This is a genomic window from Streptomyces boninensis, assembly GCF_048572725.1.
GTDB lineage: Bacteria > Actinomycetota > Actinomycetes > Streptomycetales > Streptomycetaceae > Streptomyces > Streptomyces boninensis.
On sequence record NZ_CP183837.1, the window covers coordinates 2,277,950 to 2,298,057 of the forward strand.

The 20,108-nt window shown below is 72.0% G+C and carries 21 protein-coding genes; 11 read left to right on the forward strand and 10 right to left on the reverse strand.

What is annotated here, in order from left to right; translation table 11 throughout:
• The first annotated feature begins 17 nt into the window (after window positions 1-17).
• The gene (locus ACNNMR_RS10215; protein WP_420000319.1) at window positions 18-761 is read left to right on the forward strand and encodes an endonuclease/exonuclease/phosphatase family protein; all 744 of its coding nucleotides are present in this window, start codon (window positions 18-20) and stop codon (window positions 759-761) included.
• 18 nt (window positions 762-779) lie between these two features.
• On the opposite strand, the gene ACNNMR_RS10220 is transcribed toward ACNNMR_RS10215, so the two are convergent.
• The 4 genes from ACNNMR_RS10220 to ACNNMR_RS10235 form a co-directional block, all read right to left on the reverse strand.
• Entirely contained in the window at window positions 780-1,730 is a 951-nt protein-coding gene (locus tag ACNNMR_RS10220; RefSeq protein ID WP_419994228.1) for a CU044_5270 family protein, read from the reverse strand.
• A complete protein-coding gene (locus ACNNMR_RS10225) occupies window positions 1,723-2,337 on the reverse strand; it encodes an RNA polymerase sigma factor (protein WP_419994229.1) in 615 nt (204 codons plus the stop codon). The genes ACNNMR_RS10220 and ACNNMR_RS10225 overlap by 8 nt, the downstream gene beginning before the upstream one ends.
• Before the next feature lie 101 nt (window positions 2,338-2,438).
• The gene (locus ACNNMR_RS10230) at window positions 2,439-3,029 is read right to left on the reverse strand and encodes a hypothetical protein (protein ID WP_419994230.1); all 591 of its coding nucleotides are present in this window, start codon (window positions 3,027-3,029) and stop codon (window positions 2,439-2,441) included.
• Window positions 3,026-3,796: an alpha/beta hydrolase gene (locus ACNNMR_RS10235; protein ID WP_419994231.1), complete on the reverse strand. Its 771-nt coding sequence runs from the start codon at window positions 3,794-3,796 to the stop codon at window positions 3,026-3,028. Before ACNNMR_RS10235 ends, ACNNMR_RS10230 begins: the two co-directional genes overlap by 4 nt.
• 133 nt (window positions 3,797-3,929) lie before the next feature.
• Between ACNNMR_RS10235 and ACNNMR_RS10240 the strand changes: the two genes are divergently transcribed.
• From ACNNMR_RS10240 to ACNNMR_RS10255, 4 genes are all read left to right on the forward strand, one after another.
• Entirely contained in the window at window positions 3,930-4,667 is a 738-nt protein-coding gene (locus ACNNMR_RS10240) for a lysophospholipid acyltransferase family protein (protein WP_420000320.1), read from the forward strand.
• Window positions 4,668-4,690: 23 nt separating this feature from the next.
• Window positions 4,691-5,929 carry a MacS family sensor histidine kinase gene (gene macS / locus ACNNMR_RS10245; RefSeq protein ID WP_419994232.1) on the forward strand — a complete coding sequence of 413 codons (1,239 nt, stop codon included), beginning with the start codon at window positions 4,691-4,693 and terminating at the stop codon, window positions 5,927-5,929.
• A 171-nt stretch (window positions 5,930-6,100) separates the two neighbouring features.
• The gene (locus ACNNMR_RS10250) at window positions 6,101-6,745 is read left to right on the forward strand and encodes a response regulator (protein WP_420000321.1); all 645 of its coding nucleotides are present in this window, start codon (window positions 6,101-6,103) and stop codon (window positions 6,743-6,745) included.
• Between the two features lie 136 nt (window positions 6,746-6,881).
• Window positions 6,882-7,910, forward strand: a complete 1,029-nt coding sequence (locus ACNNMR_RS10255) for a 6-phosphofructokinase (RefSeq protein ID WP_419994233.1) — start codon at window positions 6,882-6,884, stop codon at window positions 7,908-7,910.
• 24 nt (window positions 7,911-7,934) lie between these two features.
• On the opposite strand, the gene ACNNMR_RS10260 is transcribed toward ACNNMR_RS10255, so the two are convergent.
• Entirely contained in the window at window positions 7,935-9,077 is a 1,143-nt protein-coding gene (locus tag ACNNMR_RS10260; protein ID WP_419994234.1) for a glycosyltransferase family 4 protein, read from the reverse strand.
• Between the two features lie 57 nt (window positions 9,078-9,134).
• Here ACNNMR_RS10260 and ACNNMR_RS10265 point away from each other — a divergent pair, with 57 nt between their 5' ends.
• A complete protein-coding gene (locus ACNNMR_RS10265; protein WP_419994235.1) occupies window positions 9,135-10,415 on the forward strand; it encodes a glycosyltransferase 87 family protein in 1,281 nt (426 codons plus the stop codon).
• Here the strand turns inward: ACNNMR_RS10265 and ACNNMR_RS10270 are convergent.
• The 5 genes from ACNNMR_RS10270 to ACNNMR_RS10290 form a co-directional block, all read right to left on the reverse strand.
• Complete coding sequence (locus tag ACNNMR_RS10270) at window positions 10,340-11,551, reverse strand: hypothetical protein (protein WP_419994236.1); 1,212 nt, start codon at window positions 11,549-11,551, stop codon at window positions 10,340-10,342. The genes ACNNMR_RS10265 and ACNNMR_RS10270 overlap by 76 nt on opposite strands.
• Before the next feature lie 40 nt (window positions 11,552-11,591).
• On the reverse strand, window positions 11,592-12,620 hold the full coding sequence (locus tag ACNNMR_RS10275; RefSeq protein ID WP_419994237.1) for an NlpC/P60 family protein: 1,029 nt from the start codon (window positions 12,618-12,620) through the stop codon (window positions 11,592-11,594).
• Between the two features lie 184 nt (window positions 12,621-12,804).
• On the reverse strand, window positions 12,805-13,830 hold the full coding sequence (locus ACNNMR_RS10280) for an NlpC/P60 family protein (protein WP_419994238.1): 1,026 nt from the start codon (window positions 13,828-13,830) through the stop codon (window positions 12,805-12,807).
• Between the two features lie 248 nt (window positions 13,831-14,078).
• On the reverse strand, window positions 14,079-15,419 hold the full coding sequence (locus ACNNMR_RS10285) for an NYN domain-containing protein (protein ID WP_419994239.1): 1,341 nt from the start codon (window positions 15,417-15,419) through the stop codon (window positions 14,079-14,081).
• A gap of 48 nt (window positions 15,420-15,467) precedes the next feature.
• Window positions 15,468-15,734 carry a hypothetical protein gene (locus ACNNMR_RS10290; protein ID WP_419994240.1) on the reverse strand — a complete coding sequence of 89 codons (267 nt, stop codon included), beginning with the start codon at window positions 15,732-15,734 and terminating at the stop codon, window positions 15,468-15,470.
• 122 nt (window positions 15,735-15,856) lie between these two features.
• Between ACNNMR_RS10290 and ACNNMR_RS10295 the strand changes: the two genes are divergently transcribed.
• The 5 genes from ACNNMR_RS10295 (at window position 15,857) to ACNNMR_RS10315 (ending at window position 20,098) form a co-directional block, all read left to right on the forward strand.
• Window positions 15,857-16,138: an Lrp/AsnC family transcriptional regulator gene (locus ACNNMR_RS10295; protein WP_419994241.1), complete on the forward strand. Its 282-nt coding sequence runs from the start codon at window positions 15,857-15,859 to the stop codon at window positions 16,136-16,138.
• A 58-nt stretch (window positions 16,139-16,196) separates the two neighbouring features.
• On the forward strand, window positions 16,197-16,505 hold the full coding sequence (locus ACNNMR_RS10300) for a small secreted hydrophilic protein (RefSeq protein WP_419994242.1): 309 nt from the start codon (window positions 16,197-16,199) through the stop codon (window positions 16,503-16,505).
• 19 nt (window positions 16,506-16,524) lie between these two features.
• Window positions 16,525-17,946: a sensor histidine kinase gene (locus ACNNMR_RS10305; RefSeq protein ID WP_419994243.1), complete on the forward strand. Its 1,422-nt coding sequence runs from the start codon at window positions 16,525-16,527 to the stop codon at window positions 17,944-17,946.
• A complete protein-coding gene (locus ACNNMR_RS10310; protein ID WP_419994244.1) occupies window positions 17,943-18,611 on the forward strand; it encodes a response regulator transcription factor in 669 nt (222 codons plus the stop codon). The genes ACNNMR_RS10305 and ACNNMR_RS10310 overlap by 4 nt, the downstream gene beginning before the upstream one ends.
• Window positions 18,612-18,676: 65 nt before the next feature.
• Window positions 18,677-20,098 (forward strand): SLC13 family permease, encoded by a 1,422-nt coding sequence (locus ACNNMR_RS10315; RefSeq protein WP_419994245.1) that lies wholly within the window; start codon window positions 18,677-18,679, stop codon window positions 20,096-20,098.
• Window positions 20,099-20,108 lie beyond the last annotated feature (10 nt).

Consider the following 20,108-nt stretch of genomic DNA (forward strand, 5'->3'; position numbering starts at 1 on the left):
TCAGCCGTATGACGGAGATGACCGCCGACCTGCCCGCCGCACGTACCGAAGCGGACGGGGCGGCGGTCATCCGCGTCCTGTCGTACAACATCCGCTCGATGCGCGACGACGTGGACGCGCTCGCCCGGGTGATCCGCGCGTGCGCGCCCGATGTGCTGTGCGTGCAGGAGGCGCCGCGGTTCTTCCGCTGGCGGAAGTACGCGAACCGGCTCGGGATGGCGACGGGTCTGGTGTACGTGACCGGCGGGGCGACGGCCACCGGACCCATGATCATGTCGTCGCTGCGGCCGCTGGTGGAGCGTACGGAGGATGTGCTCTTCCCGCGGGCGCCCGGGCTGCACCGGCGGGGGCTCGCGACCGCGGTGCTGCGCTTCGGGGCGGTGCGGGTGGGGGTGGTCAGCTGCCATCTGAGCCTGGCGGCGGCGGAGCGATACGAGCAGGCCGGCGGGGTGCTGGAGCGGGTGCGGGGGCTCGGGACCCCGTATGCCGTGGTCGCCGGCGACCTCAACGACCGTCCGAAGGGCCGCGCCTTCCGCCGCCTCGCGGGCGAGCTGCGCGACGGGCGGGTGGCGGCGCCGTGGGGCGGCGAGCACACCTTCCCGGCCACGGGGGCGGACCGCCGCATCGACGCGGTCTTCGCGACGGACGGCATCGAGATCCTCGGCTGCGGCGTCCCGCCGGGCCTGCCGCAGGCGGACCTGAGGGCGGCCACCGACCATCTGCCGGTGCTGGCCGCCCTCAGGATCCCGCCGCCGGGATAGCCGCTCGGGACAGCCGCCTTACGGCCGCTGCTTCACGCGGTCGACGAACCCCCACTTGTCCTCGTACGACAGCAGGACGATGCGCTTGCCGGAGCGCGTCTCGCCCGGCTGCCTGAAGCCCAGGTATTCGTGCGTCCGCGGATCGAAGATGAGGTACTTCCCCTTCTGTCCGTGCGGTCCCGTGTACTCGACCCCCACGCCCGTGCGCCCGCGCGCGTCCTTCACCCCGGGGATCGTCTTGAGGCCCGGCACCAGCGCAATCGCCTCGTACGCCGCGGGGCGCAGGCCCTCGGGCAGCATCGGCGACTTCAGGAGCTCGCCGAGGAGGAAGTACGCCTGGAACCTTTCGAACATGTCAAAATCGCGAATCGGCTTGTCGGACTTGCCGAGCGAGACGATGGCCGCGGCGAGCTTCTCGGGATCGGTCGGGAGCTTCTTCAGCCCCTCCCAGTCGGTCGGCGGCCACTTGTCGCCGGCGTCGTCCCAGTACGCGTTCCCGAGGTCCTCGGTCCAGGTGCGCTTGGAGCCGTCCACCGAGGCCCAGATCTCGTTGTGGTAGGTCTTGGTCTTCCCGGTCTTCACCTCGGTCTGCTTGATGACCGTCATGGTGTAGATGTACTGGTCGTCGCGCGGCACCACGGTCTTCTTCCCGTGCTTGCGCTCCCAGTCGGCGGCCCCGTTCAGCACCATGGCCGCCTGGGTCATCCGCGGGGTGGTCGTGCCCGTACGGCCGGTGCCGCCGTCGCCCTCGTCCGTGGCGAACACCACCGCCGTGCCCGTGACCGCCAGAGCGGCCACCGCGGCGGTCGCGTAGCGCAGGGCGCGGCGGCGGCTCGGGGCGGCGGCCGGGTGGCGGCCCTCCGTGTGGGCCGCGTTGAGCAGCTGGTGCCGGGCCCGGGCGCGGGCCGGTTCGGTGAGCGGGGGCGCGTCCGCGTCCCAGTCCCGCAGGAGTTCGAGTTCGTCATTCATGGCCGGATACCTCTCGCAGGGTCGTCGGATCGGATCCGCCCAACGCTTCGCGCAGTTTGCTGCGAGCCCGGTGCAGCCGGGACCTCACCGTGCCGACCGGTATCCCCAGGGCCTGGGCCGCCTCTTCGTAGCCGAGGTCGCCCCAGGCGACCAGCAGCAGCACGTCCCGGTGCCGGGCCGGCAGCGCGGCCAGCGCCGCCGCCAGCTCCCGCCGTACGGCATGTGCGCTCACCCGCGCCGTGGCCCGGTCGGCCAGCGGCTCGTCGTGGTCGGCGGGTGCGGGCACCTTGGCCAGGGCCTTGAACCGGCGGGCCTCGGCCCGCCGGTGCCGGGCCGCCAGGTTGGTGGCGATGCCGAACAGCCACGGCCGCGCGTCGACCTGCCCCCTGTGCGGGTCGAATCGGTGCCGCTGCTGGAAGGCGGTGGTGAAGGTCTCCGCCATGAGGTCGTCCGCCGCCTCGCCGCCGAGCCGGCGGGCGAGGTAGCGGTGCACCGCGGCCGCGTGCCGGTCGAAGAGCGCGGCGAACGCCTCGGGCTCATCCCGGGACCGCGCGATCACCGAGGCGTCGTGGTCCGCCTCCGGGCGGACGCCTGGTTCGACGGTCAATTCGGGGCTCCTCTCGTCCAAGAGAACGCTTCGAACGCTTGGGCTTTCATCTCCTCTTCGCCCGTCGCGCGAAATGAGTTCCCTCGGACTTCGGCCCCCGTCTAGACGACCGCCCCGCCGCCCGGCAGGTCATCGTCCTCGTCCCCGCCGGGCCGCATCCGCATCACCAGCGTCGCGAAGCCGCCCAGGAAGCCGCCGATGCCGAGCAGGCCTGCCCACCAGGTGAATTCCTGCTGCAGGATCGTCATCAGCACCAGCAGCAGCGGGCCGCCGAGCACCGCGAGCCAGGCGAACTTCGCCGTGGTGTCGGCCTTCGGCAGCGGCGGGTCAGGGGGTACGAAGTGGCCCTCGTCGTGCTCGCCGAGGTCGTCGTCGGACGCCTCGGGGGCCTCCCAGTCGCGCGGTCCGGTGCCGGCCGCGTAGACCGTGAAGCTGTTGCTCCCGTCCGCGGGGCGCAGCACGCTCTTGCCGAGGCCCTTGTCGAGCGGGTCGTCGTCCGCGGCGTCCTTGTCCAGGCCGGTGGCCTTGTCCGGGTCGATGCCCTTGTCCAGGTCGAGGTTCTCGATCTTCCTCGACTCGATGTCCGGCGCGTCCGCCGTGTCCTGGTCGTACGACGCCACGATCTCCGCCCAGATCGCCTCCTCATCGAGCGGGTCGCGGCTCTCCTCCCGGTCCGGGTTTCGCTCCGTCACGTCGCCGCTGTCCCTTTCCGGTCCGGCGCCAGCCTGCTGATAAATGCGTACGAGTCGTCGAAGATGCGCTCGGCGTCATGGTCGAGTGTGGCCACGTGATAGCTGCGCTCCAGCAGCACCTCGGTGACGTCCACCGACGACACTCTGCTGAGCACCCGGGCCGAGTCCACCGGCGGCACCACATGGTCCGTACGGCTGTGGAGCAGCAGCAGTGGCTGCGTGACCTGCGGCAGCTCGCGGTCGACGACCTGGCAGAAGCGGCGCAGCGAGTGCGCGGCGTGCAGCGGCACCCGGTCATAGCCGACCTCGTCGGTGCCCTCCTTGACCGTGTCGTTCACGATCCCCGGGGTCGTACGGACGAGGTAGCGGGCGACCGGGAGGGCCTTGGCGGCGAGGCCGTGCACCTTGTTGGCGGGGTTGACGACCATGACGCCGCTGACCGCGTCCCCGTGCTTGGCGGCCAGCCGCAGCGCCAGCGCGCCGCCCATGGACAGGCCGGCGACGAAGACCTGCTCGCAGCGGTCGCGCAGGGCGCGCAGCTCGTGGTCGACGGTGGCGTACCAGTCCTGCCAGCTGGTGAGCTGCATGTCCTGCCAGCGGGTGCCGTGCCCGGGCAGCAGCGGCAGCGAGACGGTCAGCCCCTGATCGGCCAGATGCCGCGCCCAGGGGCGCAGCGAGGCGGGGCTGCCGGTGAAGCCATGACACATCAGAACGCCGACCGGGTCGCCTGTGTGGCGGAACGGCTCGGCTCCGGGAAGCACCGGCACCAGGAGTCTCCGTTCGCTCGTCTCACTCGCTTTCGGGTGGTACTTCACAGTACCGCTGCGGAGCCCGCTTCCGGCCGCCCGGGTTAAGGTCTAGTCGTTCAGCACAGGAGGTCGGCGGTTGTTCTACAGCACGATGAAGCTCACCCTCGGAAACGGGCTCAAGCTCGCTTTCCGCCCCTGGGTGGAGGGACTGGAGAACGTCCCGGCGGACGGTCCCGCCATCCTGGCGAGCAACCATCTCTCCTTCTCCGACTCCTTCTTCCTGCCCGCGGTGCTGCACCGGAAGATCACCTTTGTCGCCAAGGCGGAGTACTTCACCTCGCCGGGCGTGAAGGGCAAGCTGACGGCCGCCTTCTTCAAGGGCGTGGGGCAGCTCCCCGTGGACCGCTCCGGCGGGCGGGGGGCCGGTGAGGCCGCGATCAAGAGCGGCATCGAGGTGCTGGAGCGCGGCGAGCTCTTCGGCATCTACCCGGAGGGGACGCGCTCGCCCGACGGGCGGCTGTACCGGGGCAAGCCGGGCGGCCTGGCCCGTATCGCGCTGGCGACCGGGGCGCCCGTGATCCCGGTGGCCATGATCGATACGGAGAAGATCCAGCCCCCGGGCCAGGTGCGGCCCAAGCTGATGAGCCCCGGCATCCGCATCGGGAAGCCGCTGGACTTCAGCCGCTATGAGGGCATGGAGGGCGACCGCTTCGTGCTGCGCTCGGTGACCGACGAGGTCATGTACGAGATCATGAAGCTGTCCGGCCAGGAGTACGTGGACATCTACGCCACCGCCGCCAAGCGGCAGATCGCGGAGGCGGAGAAGAAGCGCAAGGCGGAGGCCGCGGAGGCGGCCAAGGCCGCCGAGGAGCGCAAAGACGTCGCGTGAGCGGTCGCTAGGGGGGCTTGAGTATGCGGATGTCGGTGGAGCAGCCGCTGTGGCAGGCGCTCACGTGGTTCCGGGTGCTGACGCTCGCGTACGCCGTGGTGGGCTATTCGACGCGCTACGACAATGTGGAGCGGCCCGAGCTCGGCTGGGTGTACATGGCGGCGCTGGCCGTCTGGACCCTCGCCACCTTCCGCAAGGTGTCCTCCGCCCAGGCCTGCACGTATCGCTTCCTCGCCATGGACGTCGGGATGGCGCTGGCGGGGATCGTGCTGACGATCGCGGTGGAGACGGACCAGCGGATAGGCGACGGGGCGTCCACGCTGCCGTCGATCTGGACTGCGGGCGCGGTGCTCGGCTTCGCGATCAAGGGCGGCTGGCGGTGGGGGGCGTCGGCGGCGGCCGGGATCTCCATCGCCACGATCGTGCAGCGCAAGGGCCTCGCCCAGGAGAACATCCACAACATCGTCCTGCTGCTCGTCGCCGCCTCCGCCATCGGCTACATCGTGGAGGTCGCCCGCGCGAGTGAGCGCACCCTCGCCAGGGCGCTGCAGATCGAGGCGGCGACGCGGGAGCGGGAGCGGCTGGCGCGCGACATCCACGACAGCGTGCTCCAGGTGCTCAGCATGGTGCAGCGCCGCGGCACCGCACTCGGCGGCGAGGCCGCTGAGCTGGGGCAGCTGGCGGGCGAGCAGGAGATCGCGCTGCGGGCGCTGGTCACGAGCGGGCCGGAGCCCGACGTCGTGCCGGCGGCGCGGCGGGCGCGGTCGCGGCGGATGAGTCGCGCGGTCCGCGCGGGGGCGCGGGGGGACGCAGGCGGGGCGGATGCGGGGGCCCTGTCCGTCGGTACGGAGACCATCGCCGCCGATACGGAGACCGCCGACGCTGACCTGCGGACGCTGGTCTCCCCGTACGCATCCGCGCGGGTCACCGTCTCGGACCCGGGCGCCCCTGTGCTGCTGCCGCGGCACGCCGCGCTGGAGCTGGCGGCGGCGGTGGGCGCGGCGCTGGACAACGTGGACCGGCACGCGGGCGCCGACGCCCGCGCCTGGATCCTGGTGGAGGACGCCCCGGACGCGGTCCTGGTGACCGTACGGGACGACGGCCCCGGGATCCCGGAGGGGCGGCTGGCGGCGGCGGAGGCGGAGGGCCGGCTGGGCGTCGCGCAGTCGATTCGCGGCCGCCTGGCGGACCTGGGCGGCACGGCGGAGCTGGTGTCCCCGCCGGGGCAGGGCACGGAAGTAGAACTCCGGGTGCCACGCTGACGCTCCTGCGCAACGCCGGGCGCGGGCCGCAAGCCGCCGCGCACACCAGTGCGACCCGGGGCAGCATTCCGCCAGCGGCACGCGCCCAGGCATAATCGCCGCGGAGCGGCAGAGCGCACAGCTGAAGGGGGACTCTCGGTGGCAACCGAACACGACGCCCGCGTCAAGGTCATGGTGGTCGACGACCACCCCATGTGGCGCGACGCCGTCGCCCGCGACCTGGAGGCCGCCGGATACGAGGTCGTCGCCACCGCGGGCGACGGGCCGCAGGCGGTGCGCCGGGCCAAGGCCGCCGCCCCCGACGTGCTCGTCCTGGACCTCAACCTGCCCGGTCTCCCCGGCGTCGAGGTCTGCAAGGCCGTCGTCGCCGACCTCCCCGCCCTCCGCGTCCTCGTCCTCTCCGCCAGCGGCGAGCACGCCGATGTCCTGGAGGCGGTGAAGTCCGGCGCCACCGGCTATCTGGTGAAGTCCGCCTCCACCGACGAGCTCGTCGACGCCGTCGCCCGCACCGCCGCCGGCGACCCCGTCTTCACCCCGGGCCTGGCCGGCCTGGTCCTCGGCGAGTACCGCAGGCTCGCCACCGACCCGCCGCCCGCCACCGCCGACGACCCCGCCGTCCCGCAGCTCACCGAGCGCGAGACCGAGGTCCTCCGCCTCGTGGCCAAGGGCCTCTCGTACAAGCAGATCGCCGAGCGCCTCGTCATCTCGCACCGCACCGTGCAGAACCACGTCCAGAACACCCTCGGCAAGCTCCAGCTGCACAACCGCGTCGAGTTGGTCCGTTACGCCATAGAGCGCGGCCTCGACGAAGAGTGATCGGTCCCTCTTTGGGGTGAAGCCGGATCACCAACTCCCGCCGCAATCCCCGGATTAGCGTGTTCGCACCATCCCTTGTGACGTGGATCACCGTTAGCGTGGCCCTGTCTGCCTGACCGTCAGAAGGGATTCCGTGATGCGGGTAGGAGTACTGACCGGTGGCGGTGACTGCCCCGGGCTCAACGCGGTCATCCGCGCCGCCGTCCGCAAGGGCGTGCAGGAGTACAGCTACGACTTCGTCGGCTTCCGGGACGGCTGGCGCGGTCCGCTGGAGGGCGACACCGTGCCGCTCGACATCCCGGCCGTGCGCGGCACGCTGCCGCGCGGCGGCACCATCCTCGGCTCGTCGCGTACGAATCCGCTGAAGGTCGACGGCGGCATCCGCCGGATCAAGGAGAACCTCGCCAAGGAAGAGGTCGACGCGCTCATCGCCATCGGCGGCGAGGACACGCTCGGCGTCGCGGCCCGGCTCGCCGACGAGTACGGGATCGCCTGCGTCGGCGTGCCGAAGACGATCGACAACGACCTTTCGGCCACCGACTACACCTTCGGCTTCGACACCGCCGTCAACATCGCCACCGAGGCGATCGACCGGCTGCACACCACCGCCGAGTCGCACATGCGCGTCCTCGTCGTCGAGGTGATGGGCCGGCACGCGGGCTGGATCGCCCTGCACTCCGGCCTGGCCGGCGGCGCGAACGTCATCCTCATCCCGGAGCAGCGCTTCGACCTCGACGAGGTCTGCAAGTGGGTGGAGTCCCGCTTCAAGGTCCGGTACGCCCCGATCGTCGTCGTCGCCGAGGGCGCCATGCCCAAGGACGGCGAGATGATCCTCAAGGACGAGTCCAAGGACTCCTTCGGGCACGTCAAGCTCTCCGGCGTCGGCGAGTGGCTGGCAAAGCAGATCGAGGCGCGTACGGGCAAGGAGGCCCGTACCACCGTCCTCGGCCACATCCAGCGCGGCGGCACCCCGAGCGCCTTCGACCGCTGGCTCGCCACCCGCTTCGGCCTGCACGCCATCGAGGCGGTCAAGGACGGCGACTGGGGCAAGATGGTCGCCCTGCGCGGGACGGACATCGTCCGGGTGCCGCTGACCGAGGCCACCGAGAAGCTGAAGACGGTGAGCCCGGAGGAGTACAAGGAAGCCGGCGTCTTCTTCGGCTGAGCTGAGAGCACTGCGCGGAGCGGCTCAGAGCAGCGATTTGAGCCGCTCCGCAAGCAGATCCCAGCGCCACTTCTCCTCCACCCACTCGCGGCCGCGCTTGCCCATCCGCCGCCGCAGGTCCGGGTCCTGGAGCAGCGCCGTGACCCGGTCCGCGGTCTCCGCCGCCGAGCCGCCGCGGACCACCCAGCCCGTCTCGCCCTCCAGGACCGCGTCGGGGGCGCCGCCGGAGTCGCCGCCGACCACCGGCAGTCCGGTGGCGGACGCCTCCAGGTACACGATCCCGAGGCCCTCGACGTCCAGTCCCCCGCGCCGCGTCCGGCACGGCATCGCGAAGACGTCGCCCGCGCCGTAGTGGGCCGGGAGCTCCGCCCAGGGCACGGAGCCGGTGAAGCGGACCGCGTCGGCCACACCCGTCTCCCCCGCGAGCTTCCGCAGCTCGTCCTCGTACGGGCCGCCGCCGACGATCAGCAGCACCGCGTCCGGCACCGCCGTCAGGATCCGCGGCATCGCCTTGATCAGCGTGTCCTGGCCCTTGCGCGGGACCAGCCGCGATACGCATACGACCACCGGGCGGTCCGTGAGCCCGATCCTGGCCCGTACCTCATCGCCGCCCGAGCCCGGGTGGAAGACCTTCTCGTCCACGCCCGGCGGCAGTTGCACCATCCGCCCGGCCGCCTCCGGCGTCAGCGCCCGCGCGATCCGCGAGCGCGTGTACTCGCCGAGATACGTGATCGTGTCCGTCGACTCCCCGATCCGCCGCAGCAGCTGCCGCGCCGCGGGGAGCTGCGCCCAGCCCGCCTCGTGGCCGTGCGTGGTGGCCACCAGCCGCCGGGCGCCGGCCTTCCGCAGCGCCGGGGCCATCAGCCCCAGCGGCGCCGCCGCCCCGAACCACACCGACGTGCAGCCGTGCTCGCGCAGCAGCCCGGCCGCCCGCCGGGTCACCCGCGGGGTCGGCAGCAGCATCGTCGTACGGTCGCGGACCACCCGGTACGGCTGCTCCGCGTCAAACGCGCGCGTCGCCTCCCGGCCCTCCGCGTCCCGCTTCCAGGTGGACGCGTAGACCACGACCTGCTCCGGGTCGAGGCGCAGCGCCATGCTGTGCAGGAAGGCCTGGATGCCGCCCGGCCTGGGCGGGAAATCGTTCGTAACGATCAGGGTCTTGTCCATCGGGGCCGACGTTACCGTTGCAGACGCTCCCGCACCGGCTGGCATAGGGTCGATGCCATGACCACGGGGAGGATCGCGGGCCCTGTCGCGGCGTGGGCGGCGACCCGCGCCGTACTGCTGCTGCTCGTCTTCAGGGTGATCAGCGTCTCGGACCTCGACGTCACCAGCGACGTCCACGTCATCTACCAGGGCTGGTACGGCGTGCTGCGGACCGGTTCCTTCCCGGTCGACGACGTCTCGTGGCAGTATCCGCCGGCCGCCGCGCTGGCCATCCTCTCCCCCGCACTGCTGCCGTTCCTGGAGTACGCGCACGCCTTCTTCGTGCTCGCGTGCGTCGCGGACGCGATCGCGTTCGCGGTGTTCCTACGGGCCGGGACCCGGCCGGGGCGCAGCCTCGCCGGCGCCTGGGTGTGGATCGCGGGCGTGGCGCTGCTCGGGCCGACCGCGTATGCCCGTTACGACCTGATGGTCACCGCGCTCGCCGTCGGCGCCCTCTTTCTGCTGGTCAAGCACCCCCGCGCGGGCGGGGCGCTGGCCGCCGTCGGCGCGATGGTGAAGGTCTGGCCGGCGCTGCTGCTGCTCGGCACGGCGCGCGGGCGCGACACCCGCCGCGCCTGGACGACGGCCGTCGTCACCGCGGGCGCCGTCGCCGCGGCCTTCGCCCTGGCGATGCCCGGCGGGTTCGGCTTCCTGACCGCGCAGAAGGACCGCGGCACCGAGGTCGAGTCGCTCGGCGCGCTGGTCTTCCACATCGCCCGGCACCACGGCTGGGAGGGGCGGGTGGCCTTCAACTACGGCTCGATGGAGTTCCTCGGCCCGGGCGTGGAGACGGTCAGCAATATCGCCCTCGCCCTGAGCATCGCCGCGATGCTGTGGCTGGTGCTGTGGCGGGTGCGGGCCCGCGAGTTCACCCCGACGACGCTCACGGACGCGGCCTTCGCGGCGCTGCTGCTCTTCACCACCACGAGCCGGGTGATCAGCCCGCAGTACATGATCTGGCTGGTCGGCCTGGCCGCGGTGGCGCTGACGCTGAACGCCGCCCACCAGATGCTGCCCGCCGGACTGGTGCTGGCGGCGACCGCGCTGACGCTGGTCGAGTTCCCGCTGTACTTCGGCGACGTGGTCGGCTCCACGGGCTTCGGCATCGCTCTGATGACCGCGCGGAATGGGCTGCTGGTCGTGGCGACGGTCATCGCCTGCCGGCGGCTGTGGCGCAGCACCGTAAGCCTGAAAGAGGCGGCTTCCGAAGGCTCCCAACGCCGTCAGCCGAGCTGGGCGACCAGGAACGACCGCCAGGACGCGGTGAACTCCGCCAAGTCGACGCCCAGTTCCTTCTGAAGCACCGCGCTCACCCCGCCGCCCTTCCCGACCCCCCGGTACACCGCCTCCAGCTTCTCCTGCCCCCACCGGTCCGCGATGAGGACGCACGCCAGCCACGCCTCCTCGTACGCCCGCGCCAGCGCCTCCGGGTCGCTGCCGAAGCGGAAGTCCTTGTCGCGCGGCAGCGCGGAAGGCACCCGGCCCGCGGCGACCGCCCGCGCCAGCTCCGGCGCGCCCTGCCGCGGCGAGCGGCCCGCGGCGCGGTAGCCGGCCCAGTCCGCGAAGCCCTCGGACAGCCACAGCGGGGTGGCGGAGGAGGTGGCCGACCTGGTGGCGACGTGGGTGATCTCGTGCGTCAGCACAATGCGCCGGCCGACCTTGCCGAGCAGGTCGTACGCCTCGGGGTTGACCACCACCCGGTCCGCGGGCGCCCGGTGGCCGCCGCCCGCCTCGCCGGTGGTCACGGCCGCCATGCCGCGGTACTCGTCGGGCGGGGCCCCCAGCATCCGTGCCATCGCGTCCAGCGACGCGGGCGCCAGCACCACCACCCGCCGCGCCCACGAGCCGCTCCAGGCGCGGCTCGCGGCGGGCACGGCGCGGTCCGCGGTGTACGCGATCGAGCGGAGCCTGGCGGCGTCGTGGCCCACGCCGAGGACGATGCTGTGCTCGCCGCGCACCACCCGCACCCGGCCCTGGTCCCACAGCTGCTCGGGCGCGCCCGCGGCGCCGGCCACGTACCACCGGCCGTCGCGCTCGCTGAGCCGCACCCGCTCGGTGATGGTGACGGCGGCGGTGTCGTGGCCCCGAAGCCGGTAGCCGACCTCCAGGGTGGCGCGGGCCGGGGTGGTGTCCGGCAGGCGCGACTTCAGGCGGTACGTGAAGGCGGCCAGCGGCACATCCGCGAGATTGCCGAACACCCGCCGCTGCGCCTGCCGGTCGGCCGGCGCGGCGGTGGCGAGGAAGGCATCCTCGTCGCGCTGCACGAGCGCCGCGCCGCGCTTGTCGAGCATCCGCTGCACCGCGATGGACCGCTCACGCGATCCAGATCCCCCGCAGCCCGCGAGCGTGGCAGTCGTCGCCGCGGCCAGCACCGCGGCCATCGCTGCCGCTGCGCGGCGCCTGCTCAGCTCCGCGCCCCACCTCACCCCTGCCACCGCTCGATCGTAACGAGCCCGCCAGGTCGTGCCCCGGCGCTCAGGGGCGCGTGACGGAGGCGATCGGCATCATCCCCACGGGGTCGTAGCGGACCCGCGCGCCGGGGTACGGGGAGTGCACGACCTGGCCGTCGCCGACGTACATGCCGACATGGCTGGCGTCGTCGCGGTAGACCACCAGATCGCCGGGGCGGGCCGCGCCGAGCGGCACCTGCCGGCCCGCGGTGCGCTGGGCCTGCGAGGTGCGCGGGATGGCGACGCCCGCTTCCTTGTACGCCCACTGGGTGAGCCCCGAGCAGTCGAAGCCGCCGGGGCCCGCGTGGCCCCAGACGTACGGCGTGCCGACCGCGCGGCGCACCGCGCTCACGGCCATCGCGGCCCGGCCCGAGCCGGGGGCGAGGCTCTTGAAGGCGGCCGAAACCGCGCCGCCGGGCCCGCCGGAGCCGCGGTCCGCGTCCCGCGACGCGCGCGGCATGGCGGCCAGCAGCCGCTGGGCGGCGGCGAGTTTGCCCTTGACCAGCCGGCGGCTCTCCTTGAGCGCCCGCTGGCTGCGCTCGAGCTTTTCGAGCGTGTCGGTGGCGGAGACGCGCTGCCGCTCCAGGCCCGCGAGGGCGCGCCCGAGCTTCTCCAGCCGCCCGGACTGCAGCGCGCTGATCCGCTCGATGGTGGCGGCCTTGCTGAGGTACGCGTCGGGGTCGCGGGACAGGAGCAGGCTGACGCTCGGGTCGATGCCGCCGGCGCGGTACTGCGCCCCGGCCATCGAGCCGAGGGCGGTCCGCATGCTGTTGACCCGCTCCTGCCCGCGGGCGGCGCGGTCCTGCAGCTGCTCGGCCTTCTCGCGCAGCTTCTCGGTGCGCTCGCGGGCGCCGTTGTACCGCTCGGTGGCCCGCTCCGCGGCCGCGTACAGATCCTGCACGCGGGTCTGAGCCTCGCTGCGGTCGTCCTTGGGCGCGGCACCGGCCTGCGGGCCGGAGAGCGCGGCCGCCGCGGTGGCCGCGGCGGCGGTCAGGACGGTGACGCGCACCGTGCGCACCCGTCCTGGCTGGGTCGGTCGTCGATGGGAAGACACGCGGCAGACAGTAGCCGCGCGATTACGCGGCGACCAAGGACCGCTGTGCGTACGGAGGGTGACGACCCCGCGCCAGCGCAGGTCACCGGGCGCGCAGCGGGACAGCCGCGCGCCCCGGAATTCCCCCGAACGGAGGGCGTGTCGGTGTGTTGACGGGCCCTGTCGGGGGGTAGCTACGGCCGGGTCAGACCCGGGCGCCCCACATGAACGGCATGTTCCCGACCGCCTCGTAGCGGACGGAGGCGCCGGGCTTCGGCGCGTGGAGAACCTGGCCGTTGCCGGCGTAGATGCCGACGTGGTGCAGGTCGCTGTAGAAGAAGACCAGGTCACCGGGCTTGAGGGCGCCGACCGAGGATATCCGGGTGCCGACGTTCGCCTGGTCCTGGGAGATCCGCGGGAGGGAGACGCCGGCCTGGTTGAACGCCCACTGGGTGAGGCCGGAGCAGTCGAAGGAGCCGGGCCCGGTGGCGCCGTACACGTACGGTGAGCCGATCTTCGTCTTGGCGGCGGCGAGACCGGCGGCGCCGCGGTTGGAGCCGGCGGCCTCGTTGCCGAGGTCGGCGCGCTGGCTGGAGCGGTCGGCGCGGGCCTCCTCCTGCTGGAGGGCGGCGCGCTCCTTGGCGTTGAGGCTGTTGAGGACCTTCTGCGCCGCGGAGAGCTTGCTCTGGACGGCCTTCTTCTTCTTGCCGAGCTCGGTGCGGGTCTTCTCGAGGTCCTTGAGCTTCTGGGAGGCCTCGGTGCGCTGCTGGGTGAGCGTGCGCTGCTTCGAGGCGATCTTCTTCAGCGCCTCGGCCTGCTTGCCGCTCAACTGGTCGAGCGAGGACGCCTTGTCGAGGTACGTGTCCGGGTCCGAGGAGAGGAAGAGCTGCACGGAGGGGTCGATGCCGCCGCCGCGGTACTGGGCGGTGGCGAGCGAACCGAGGCCGTCGCGGAGCCCGTTGAGGTCCTCCTGGCCGCGGGCGACCTCGTCCTGCAGGTCGCTGACGCTCTTGGTGAGCTTCTCCTGCTTTTCCTTGGCGCCGTTGTACTTCTCGGTCGCCGCCTCGGCCTCTTCGTAGAGCTTGTCGACCTTCTTCTTGACTTCGCTCTTCGAGGGCTCGGCGTGCGCGCTCTGCGACGCCAGGGTCACGGCCGCCGCGGCGGTCACGGTGATGACGGACACCCGTGCGCGGGCCGGCTTCGGCTGCTTCGGTCGACGGTGGGACGCCACGAAGGCGAGCTCCTTCTTCCTCTGCCGCCGTACCTTGGCTTGGTCAGTGCCGCGGTCCTGGCGGGACCTTCGCCGTCACTCCTTTTGAGTGATCGACAGTACGAAGGTTCGAGCCCAGACCTTAGTAACCCCTCCGTGATCGGAGCAAACTATCGCCACAAAATCTTGGCTTCAGGCGCGTTTCTTTACTCACTTCACACGCGTAGTGATGAGCCGCTGACGCCCCGGAGTTGGGGCTGTCCGATATGTCAGGTGCGAGCAAGTCGCTTCAGCAGCAGCGTCGATGCCACCGGCCGGGCCCCGGCCTTCGCGACGCCGTCGGCCACCTCGCGGTCGGACGACACGACCACCACCGGGCGACCGGGCGGCTCCGCCCGTACCAGGCGACGGATCAACTCATCAGCCGTCTCCCCCGGCTTGCTGAAGAGCACGCGCACACCCCGCGGCGGCGCCAGGAGCACCGGCGCCGCCAGCTCCGCCCCGTCGAAGACGCAGGTCATCTCCGCGCCGGTCTGCGCCGCCAGCACGGCCATGCCGCCCAGCAGCCGCAGCCGCTGCTTGTCCAGCGGCATCGTGGGATAGCCGGTCTTGGTGACGTTGTAGCCGTCCACCACCAGGTGCGCCTGCGGCAGCGCCAGCAGTTGGTCCAGCAGCGCCGGGTCCGTATCGGACAAAGCCCGCGCCGCCACGTCCTTCGGGGACATCCGCCCCGGCTCGACCGCGCCGACCGTATCCGCGGGCCGGGTCTCGGCGGGCGGCAGCGCCAGCTCCCGCCGCAGGCCCTGGGCGGCGTCCAGCACCGTGTCGAGCAGCAGCCGCAGCCGCATGTCCTCCACACTGCGGCCCTCGCGGGCGGCCCGTCGGCCCGACTCGACGGCGGCCTCCGCCTCCGCGAGCCGCGCCTTCAGGCGCCGCGCCTCGCTCTCCGCGGCGGCGAGCTGCTGGCCCGACTCGGAGCGGGCGTCGAGCAGTTCCGCCTGCAGCTTGCGCACCGCGGCCTCGCCGCGCTTGACGTCGCTGAGGGCGCTGCGCAGCTTGCGATGGAGCGATTCTCCGTCCTTACGGGCCGCCTCCAGCTCGCCGCGCACCCGCTCGGTCTCCTGCCGCCCCGCGGCCCGCGCCTCGGCGAGCTCCTCGCGCAGCCGGTCCAGCTCGGCCTGGGTCTCCTCACCGACGAGGTTGGCCTTGGACCGCTGCTCCTCTTCCCCCGCGGCGGTGATCAGCTTGACCCAGCCCTCGGGGCGCAGCACGTACGCCAGCGCGCCCACGTCGACGGGATCGGCGGCCGCGGGCGGATTGCCATCGGCGACGGCCCCGGCCAGCTCCGGCTGCAGCTCGCGCAGCCGCGCCGCGATCCGCTGACGGAACACCGGATCGCTCTCCAGCGCCGCGGCCATCGCATTCCCGGCGAACTTCGCCCGCCGGGTAGGTGTAAAACGGGCATACTGCCGCAATTGCGGCGGAAGTTCGGCAACCGTCAGTCCACCGAAACACTCACCGGTGAGCGCCACCACCTTGCGGCGCACCCCTTCGGGCAGCGGGCGGTCGAGCCCGTCCGGGACACCCTCCGGCGAGGGCCCCCCGGCCACGTCTCTCGACTCCACAGCCCGTCACATCCTCCTGGCCGCCTCCGGCCCTTACGCCTGCGCCGCTGGGGATTCAGCGCCGTCATCGGCGCCCGGACGGTCCACGAGCTCGATCTGGTCGACCGCATTGCACCAGCGGCAGCGCACGGACTCGATGCTCTCACTCAGCACCTCGCGCTCCTCGACCTTCGGCTCACCGGCCAGGTCGAGGTGCACGTACTCGACCACTTTGGAGGAGCGGGTGACGTCGAAGCGGGTCAGATTGCCGCAGAGCGTGCAGCGCCACCGCGTCTGGTCAGTGGGCAGGGGTACCGGCATCGTTACGTCCGCTCCGTGAGGGTAGAGGGCCTGTCTATGCAACCCTACGGCCTGGAGCAAGCCCTCCGGCGGGCAGATAGAGTGAGCGCCGCACCCCGGGCGCGTAGAGGGAGAGCCAATTCATGATCACCGCGATCGTGCTCATCAAGACCAGCGTGGACCAGATCCCCGAGATCGCCGAGTCGATCGCGGCCCTGGAGAGCGTCAGCGAGGTCTATTCCGTGACCGGCGCACACGATCTGATCGCGCTGGTACGGGTGGCCCAGCACGACGATCTGGCGGACGTCATCCCCGGCAGCATCAGCAAGATCCCGGGCGTCGAGTCCACCGAGACCCACATCGCCTTCCGCACCTACTCACAGCACGACCTGGAGGCGGCCTTCGCCATCGGCCTGGATTCGTGAAGACTCCTTCATCTTCACTTCATCCGGACGTACGGCCACCGTGTCCACCCTTGCGGACATGGCCTTCTCTCAGCGCATGGCCGCCCTCGCGGCCATCGTGGCGATACCCCTCGGGGTCGCCGCGACCAGCTACGCCCTGACCGACAGCCCCGACGACGCCAAGCCGGCGAAGGTCGAGATGGAGAGCGACTCGCCGTCGCCCTCCGGGTCCGAAGAGCGCCGCTCGAACGGCCCCACCCCGAGCGACGAGGTCGTCTCGCCGCCCCCGGTGAGCGACGACGATGACGACGACTCCCCCTCACCCTCCGGCTCCTCGCCCTCCGCCTCGAACGACGACGACGGTGACGACGACAATGACGACGGCTGACCTGGATCTCCGATAGCCGATGCCCCGCATATCCGCCCGGGTCCGGATCCTCCTGTGGCTCCTGCTGGTCCTGACCGCCGCCCCCGCCGTCGTCGCCGCCACCACCCGCGGGGTGCTGATGCGCGATGTCGATCAGCACATCAGCCAGATGCTGTCCCAGGAGACCGGGGAGTTCCAGCACTTCTTCGAACGCGGCCGGGACCCCGAGACGGGCGAGCGCTTCCACCATCCGGAGCGGCTCCTGAAGGTCTTCCTGGAGCGCCAGTACGCGGACCCGGACGAGGAGCTGCTGGGCCTCATCGAGCGCCCCCGCAGCAACGACCCGCGCGACCTCACCCAGCCCCGCGAGATCAGCGTCCCCAAGCCGCTCAAGGACGACCGAGAGGCGCAGCACAAGATCTTCACCTCCGCCAAGCCCTCCGGCACCCTGGACCGGGGTTCGGCGGGCGAGTTGCGGTGGTCAAAGGTGACGATCGAGGCCGAACCGCGCGCCGCCTTCGTCGTCGCCTTCTATCCAGAGCGCGAGCGCGAGGAGGTGAACGAGGTGTTCTGGCTGCTCACCGCCATCTCCGGCATCTCCCTCATCTTCACGGCGGGCGTCGGCTGGCTGATCGCGGGCCGCATCCTGAAGCCGGTACGCCTGGTCCGTACGACCGCGGCCGAGCTCACCGAGCAGGACCTGACCCGCCGTATCCCCTTCCGCGGCCGCCACGACCGCGACGACATCGCCGCCCTCGCCGCCACCTTCAACGCCATGCTCGACCGCCTGGAATCCGCCTTCGCCGCCCAGCGCAACTTCGTCGACGACGCCGGCCACGAGCTCCGTACCCCCATCACCATCGTCCGCGGCCACCTGGAACTGATGGGCGACGACCCGGCGGAACGCGAGGAGACCGTCCGCCTGGTCACCGACGAGCTGGACCGGATGAGCCGAATAGTCGAGGACCTGCTCCTCCTCGCCAAGGCAGAACGCCCCGACTTCACGACACCCGAGCCGGTCCAGCTGGCCGAGCTCACCGCAGACGTCTTCGTCAAGGTCCGCACGCTGGGCGACCGCGACTGGAAACTCGCCGAGGTGGCCGACGCCGAGGTACGCATCGACCCCCAGCGCATCACCCAGGCCATGGTCCAACTGGCCCAGAACGCCGTCCAGCACACGGCACCCACCCAGCGCATCGAGATCGGCTCCCGCCTCCGCCCCGACGCCATCGAGCTCTACGTGGCCGACCACGGCCCCGGCGTCCAGCCGCAGGACGCCGCCGTCATCTTCGACCGCTTCCGCCGCGGCACCGCCCGCAGAGGCGCCCGCGGCGGCGGCGCGGGCCTGGGCCTCGCCATCGTCAAGGCCATCGCGGAGGCCCACCACGGCCATGTGGACCTCACCCCCACCGAGGGCGGCGGCGCCACCTTCACGCTCGTACTACCCGAGGACCGCCCGTGAACCGGATACTCGTAGCCGAGGACGAGGAGCGCATCGCCGCCTTCGTCGAAAAGGGCCTCCGCGCCAACGGCTTCACCACCACGGTCGCCGCCGACGGCGACACCGCCTACGACTACGCCATGACCGGCGGCTTCGACCTGGTCCTCCTGGACATCGGCCTGCCGGGCCAGGACGGCTTCACGGTGCTGCGCCGCCTCCGCGAGGCCCGCGCCACGGTCCCGGTCATCGTCCTGACGGCCCGCGACTCGGTACGGGACACGGTGGCGGGCCTGGAGGGCGGCGCCGACGACTACATGACCAAGCCCTTCCGCTTCGAAGAGCTCCTGGCCCGCGTCCGCCTCCGCCTCCGCACCGCCGCCGGCGCACCGGAGGTGACGGTGCTGCGCAGCGGCGAGCTGTCGCTCGACCTGCGGACCCGCCGGGCCCGCGCGGACGACGGGCGGACCATGGACCTGACGGCCCGCGAATTCGTCCTCCTGGAACTCTTCCTCCGCCACCCGGGCCAGGTGCTCTCCCGCGAGCAAATCCTGTCCCACGTCTGGGGGTACGACTTCGACCCCGGCTCGAACATCGTCGACGTGTACGTCCGCGCCCTGCGCAAGAAGCTCGGCGCGCACTGGGTGGAGACGGTACGCGGCATGGGCTATCGGCTGCCCCAGGTCTAGTTCGGTGAAATCTCCTTAATCAAGGCCTCATTGAGGCCTCACGGCGGCCGACCAGCCTCATTGCCGTGACCTTCTCCATACGCCAACTGGCAACCGCCTGCGTGGCCCTCAGCCTCTGCGCCCTGCTGCTGGTCCCCGGCCAAGCCACCGGCCTGGGCGCCGACGGCCGCCTCACGCTGATCATCTTCACCCTCGCCACCTGCGCGTGGATCGGCACCCCGATCGACGACACATACATCGCCCTGGGCGCGGGCCTCGCGCTGGTGGCGACGGGCGTACTGGACAGCGAGGTCCTCTTCGGCACCCTCGGCGACGAAACCGTCTGGCTGCTGATCTGCGCCTTCATCCTCGCCGCCGCCGTAACCCGCACCGGCCTGGCAGGCCGCGCGGCAGCCTTCCTGGTCACCGGCGCCCGCTCCGTACGCCAGCTCTTCCACCTCACCACCGCCGCCCTGGTGGTGACGGCCTTCGCGGTCCCGGCGACCTCCGGCCGCGCGGCGCTGGCCCTCCCCGTCTTCCTGGCCCTGGCAAAGGTCCTGGCAGACCGCCGCCGCCTGGTGGTGGCCCTGGCCCTCCTCTTCCCGACGGTCATCCTCCTGTCCGCCGTAGCCACCCTGATCGGCGCCGGCGCCCACCTGATCACGGTCTCGGTCCTCTGGGACACGACGGGCGACCGCATCGACTTCGTGCAGTGGCTCCTCCTGGGCCTGCCACTGGCGGTGGTCTCCTCCCACCTCGCAGCCGAGGTGGTCCTCTGGTCGACCACCCGCCGCGCGGACCGTACGGGCCCGATCGCCATCACCGCGGCCGACATCCAGCAGCACAGCGAAACCCCGGTCACCGGCAAGCTCACCACCGCGGAACAGCGCACGGCCGTCCTCCTGGCGGTAGTGGTAGCACTCTGGTGCAGCGAGCCCCTGCACCTGGTCCCACCGGCGGTAGTAGCCCTGATCGGCGCGGTGGTGGCGTCGTCACCAGCCCTCGGCACCGTACGCCTGAAGGACGCCCTCAAAACGGTCCCTTGGTCAATGCTCCTCTTCATGGCCGCCACGATGGCCATGGGTGTAGCCCTCTCCGAGTCCGGCGCCGCGAAATGGCTGGTAGGCGGCCTACCAGGAGGCGGGACGGCGCCACCGTGGCTGTTCCTGGCCGTCGTAGTAGCCGTATCAACCGCCGCGCACCTCATCCTCCAGTCCCGCTCGGCCCGCTCCAGCGTCCTGGTCCCCCTGGTCGTAGCCGCCGCCCTCACCGCGGGCGTGAACCCGGTAGCCGCGGCACTGGCCTCCACCGCGGCAGCCGGCTTCTGCCAGACCCTCCCCGCCTCCGCAAAACCAGTAGCCCTCTTCGCGGACCTCCCCGACGTCCCCGGCTACACCCCCCGCGACCTGCTGCGCGTAGCCGCCCTCCTGGCCCCCCTCACCGCGGCCCTGATCCTCGCCTTCGCCCTCTACGTCTGGCCGCTGCTCGGCGTGCCGACCACGCGATAAGGAGCTCCAC

Excerpts from the sequence above, each read along its gene's own strand:
- ACNNMR_RS10220 (WP_419994228.1), bottom strand. The coding sequence starts at position 1,730 with ATGAATGACGAACTCGAACTCCTGCGGGACTGGGACGCGGACGCGCCC.
- ACNNMR_RS10240 (WP_420000320.1), top strand. The coding sequence starts at position 3,930 with ATGAAGCTCACCCTCGGAAACGGGCTCAAGCTCGCTTTCCGCCCCTGG.
- macS (WP_419994232.1), top strand. The coding sequence starts at position 4,691 with ATGCGGATGTCGGTGGAGCAGCCGCTGTGGCAGGCGCTCACGTGGTTC.
- ACNNMR_RS10305 (WP_419994243.1), top strand. The coding sequence starts at position 16,525 with ATGCCCCGCATATCCGCCCGGGTCCGGATCCTCCTGTGGCTCCTGCTG.
- ACNNMR_RS10215 (WP_420000319.1), top strand. The coding sequence starts at position 18 with ATGACCGCCGACCTGCCCGCCGCACGTACCGAAGCGGACGGGGCGGCG.
- ACNNMR_RS10300 (WP_419994242.1), top strand. The coding sequence starts at position 16,197 with ATGGCCTTCTCTCAGCGCATGGCCGCCCTCGCGGCCATCGTGGCGATA.
- ACNNMR_RS10250 (WP_420000321.1), top strand. The coding sequence starts at position 6,101 with ATGGTGGTCGACGACCACCCCATGTGGCGCGACGCCGTCGCCCGCGAC.
- ACNNMR_RS10295 (WP_419994241.1), top strand. The coding sequence starts at position 15,857 with ATGATCACCGCGATCGTGCTCATCAAGACCAGCGTGGACCAGATCCCC.
- ACNNMR_RS10265 (WP_419994235.1), top strand. The coding sequence starts at position 9,135 with ATGACCACGGGGAGGATCGCGGGCCCTGTCGCGGCGTGGGCGGCGACC.
- ACNNMR_RS10255 (WP_419994233.1), top strand. The coding sequence starts at position 6,882 with ATGCGGGTAGGAGTACTGACCGGTGGCGGTGACTGCCCCGGGCTCAAC.
- ACNNMR_RS10260 (WP_419994234.1), bottom strand. The coding sequence starts at position 9,077 with ATGGACAAGACCCTGATCGTTACGAACGATTTCCCGCCCAGGCCGGGC.
- ACNNMR_RS10290 (WP_419994240.1), bottom strand. The coding sequence starts at position 15,734 with ATGCCGGTACCCCTGCCCACTGACCAGACGCGGTGGCGCTGCACGCTC.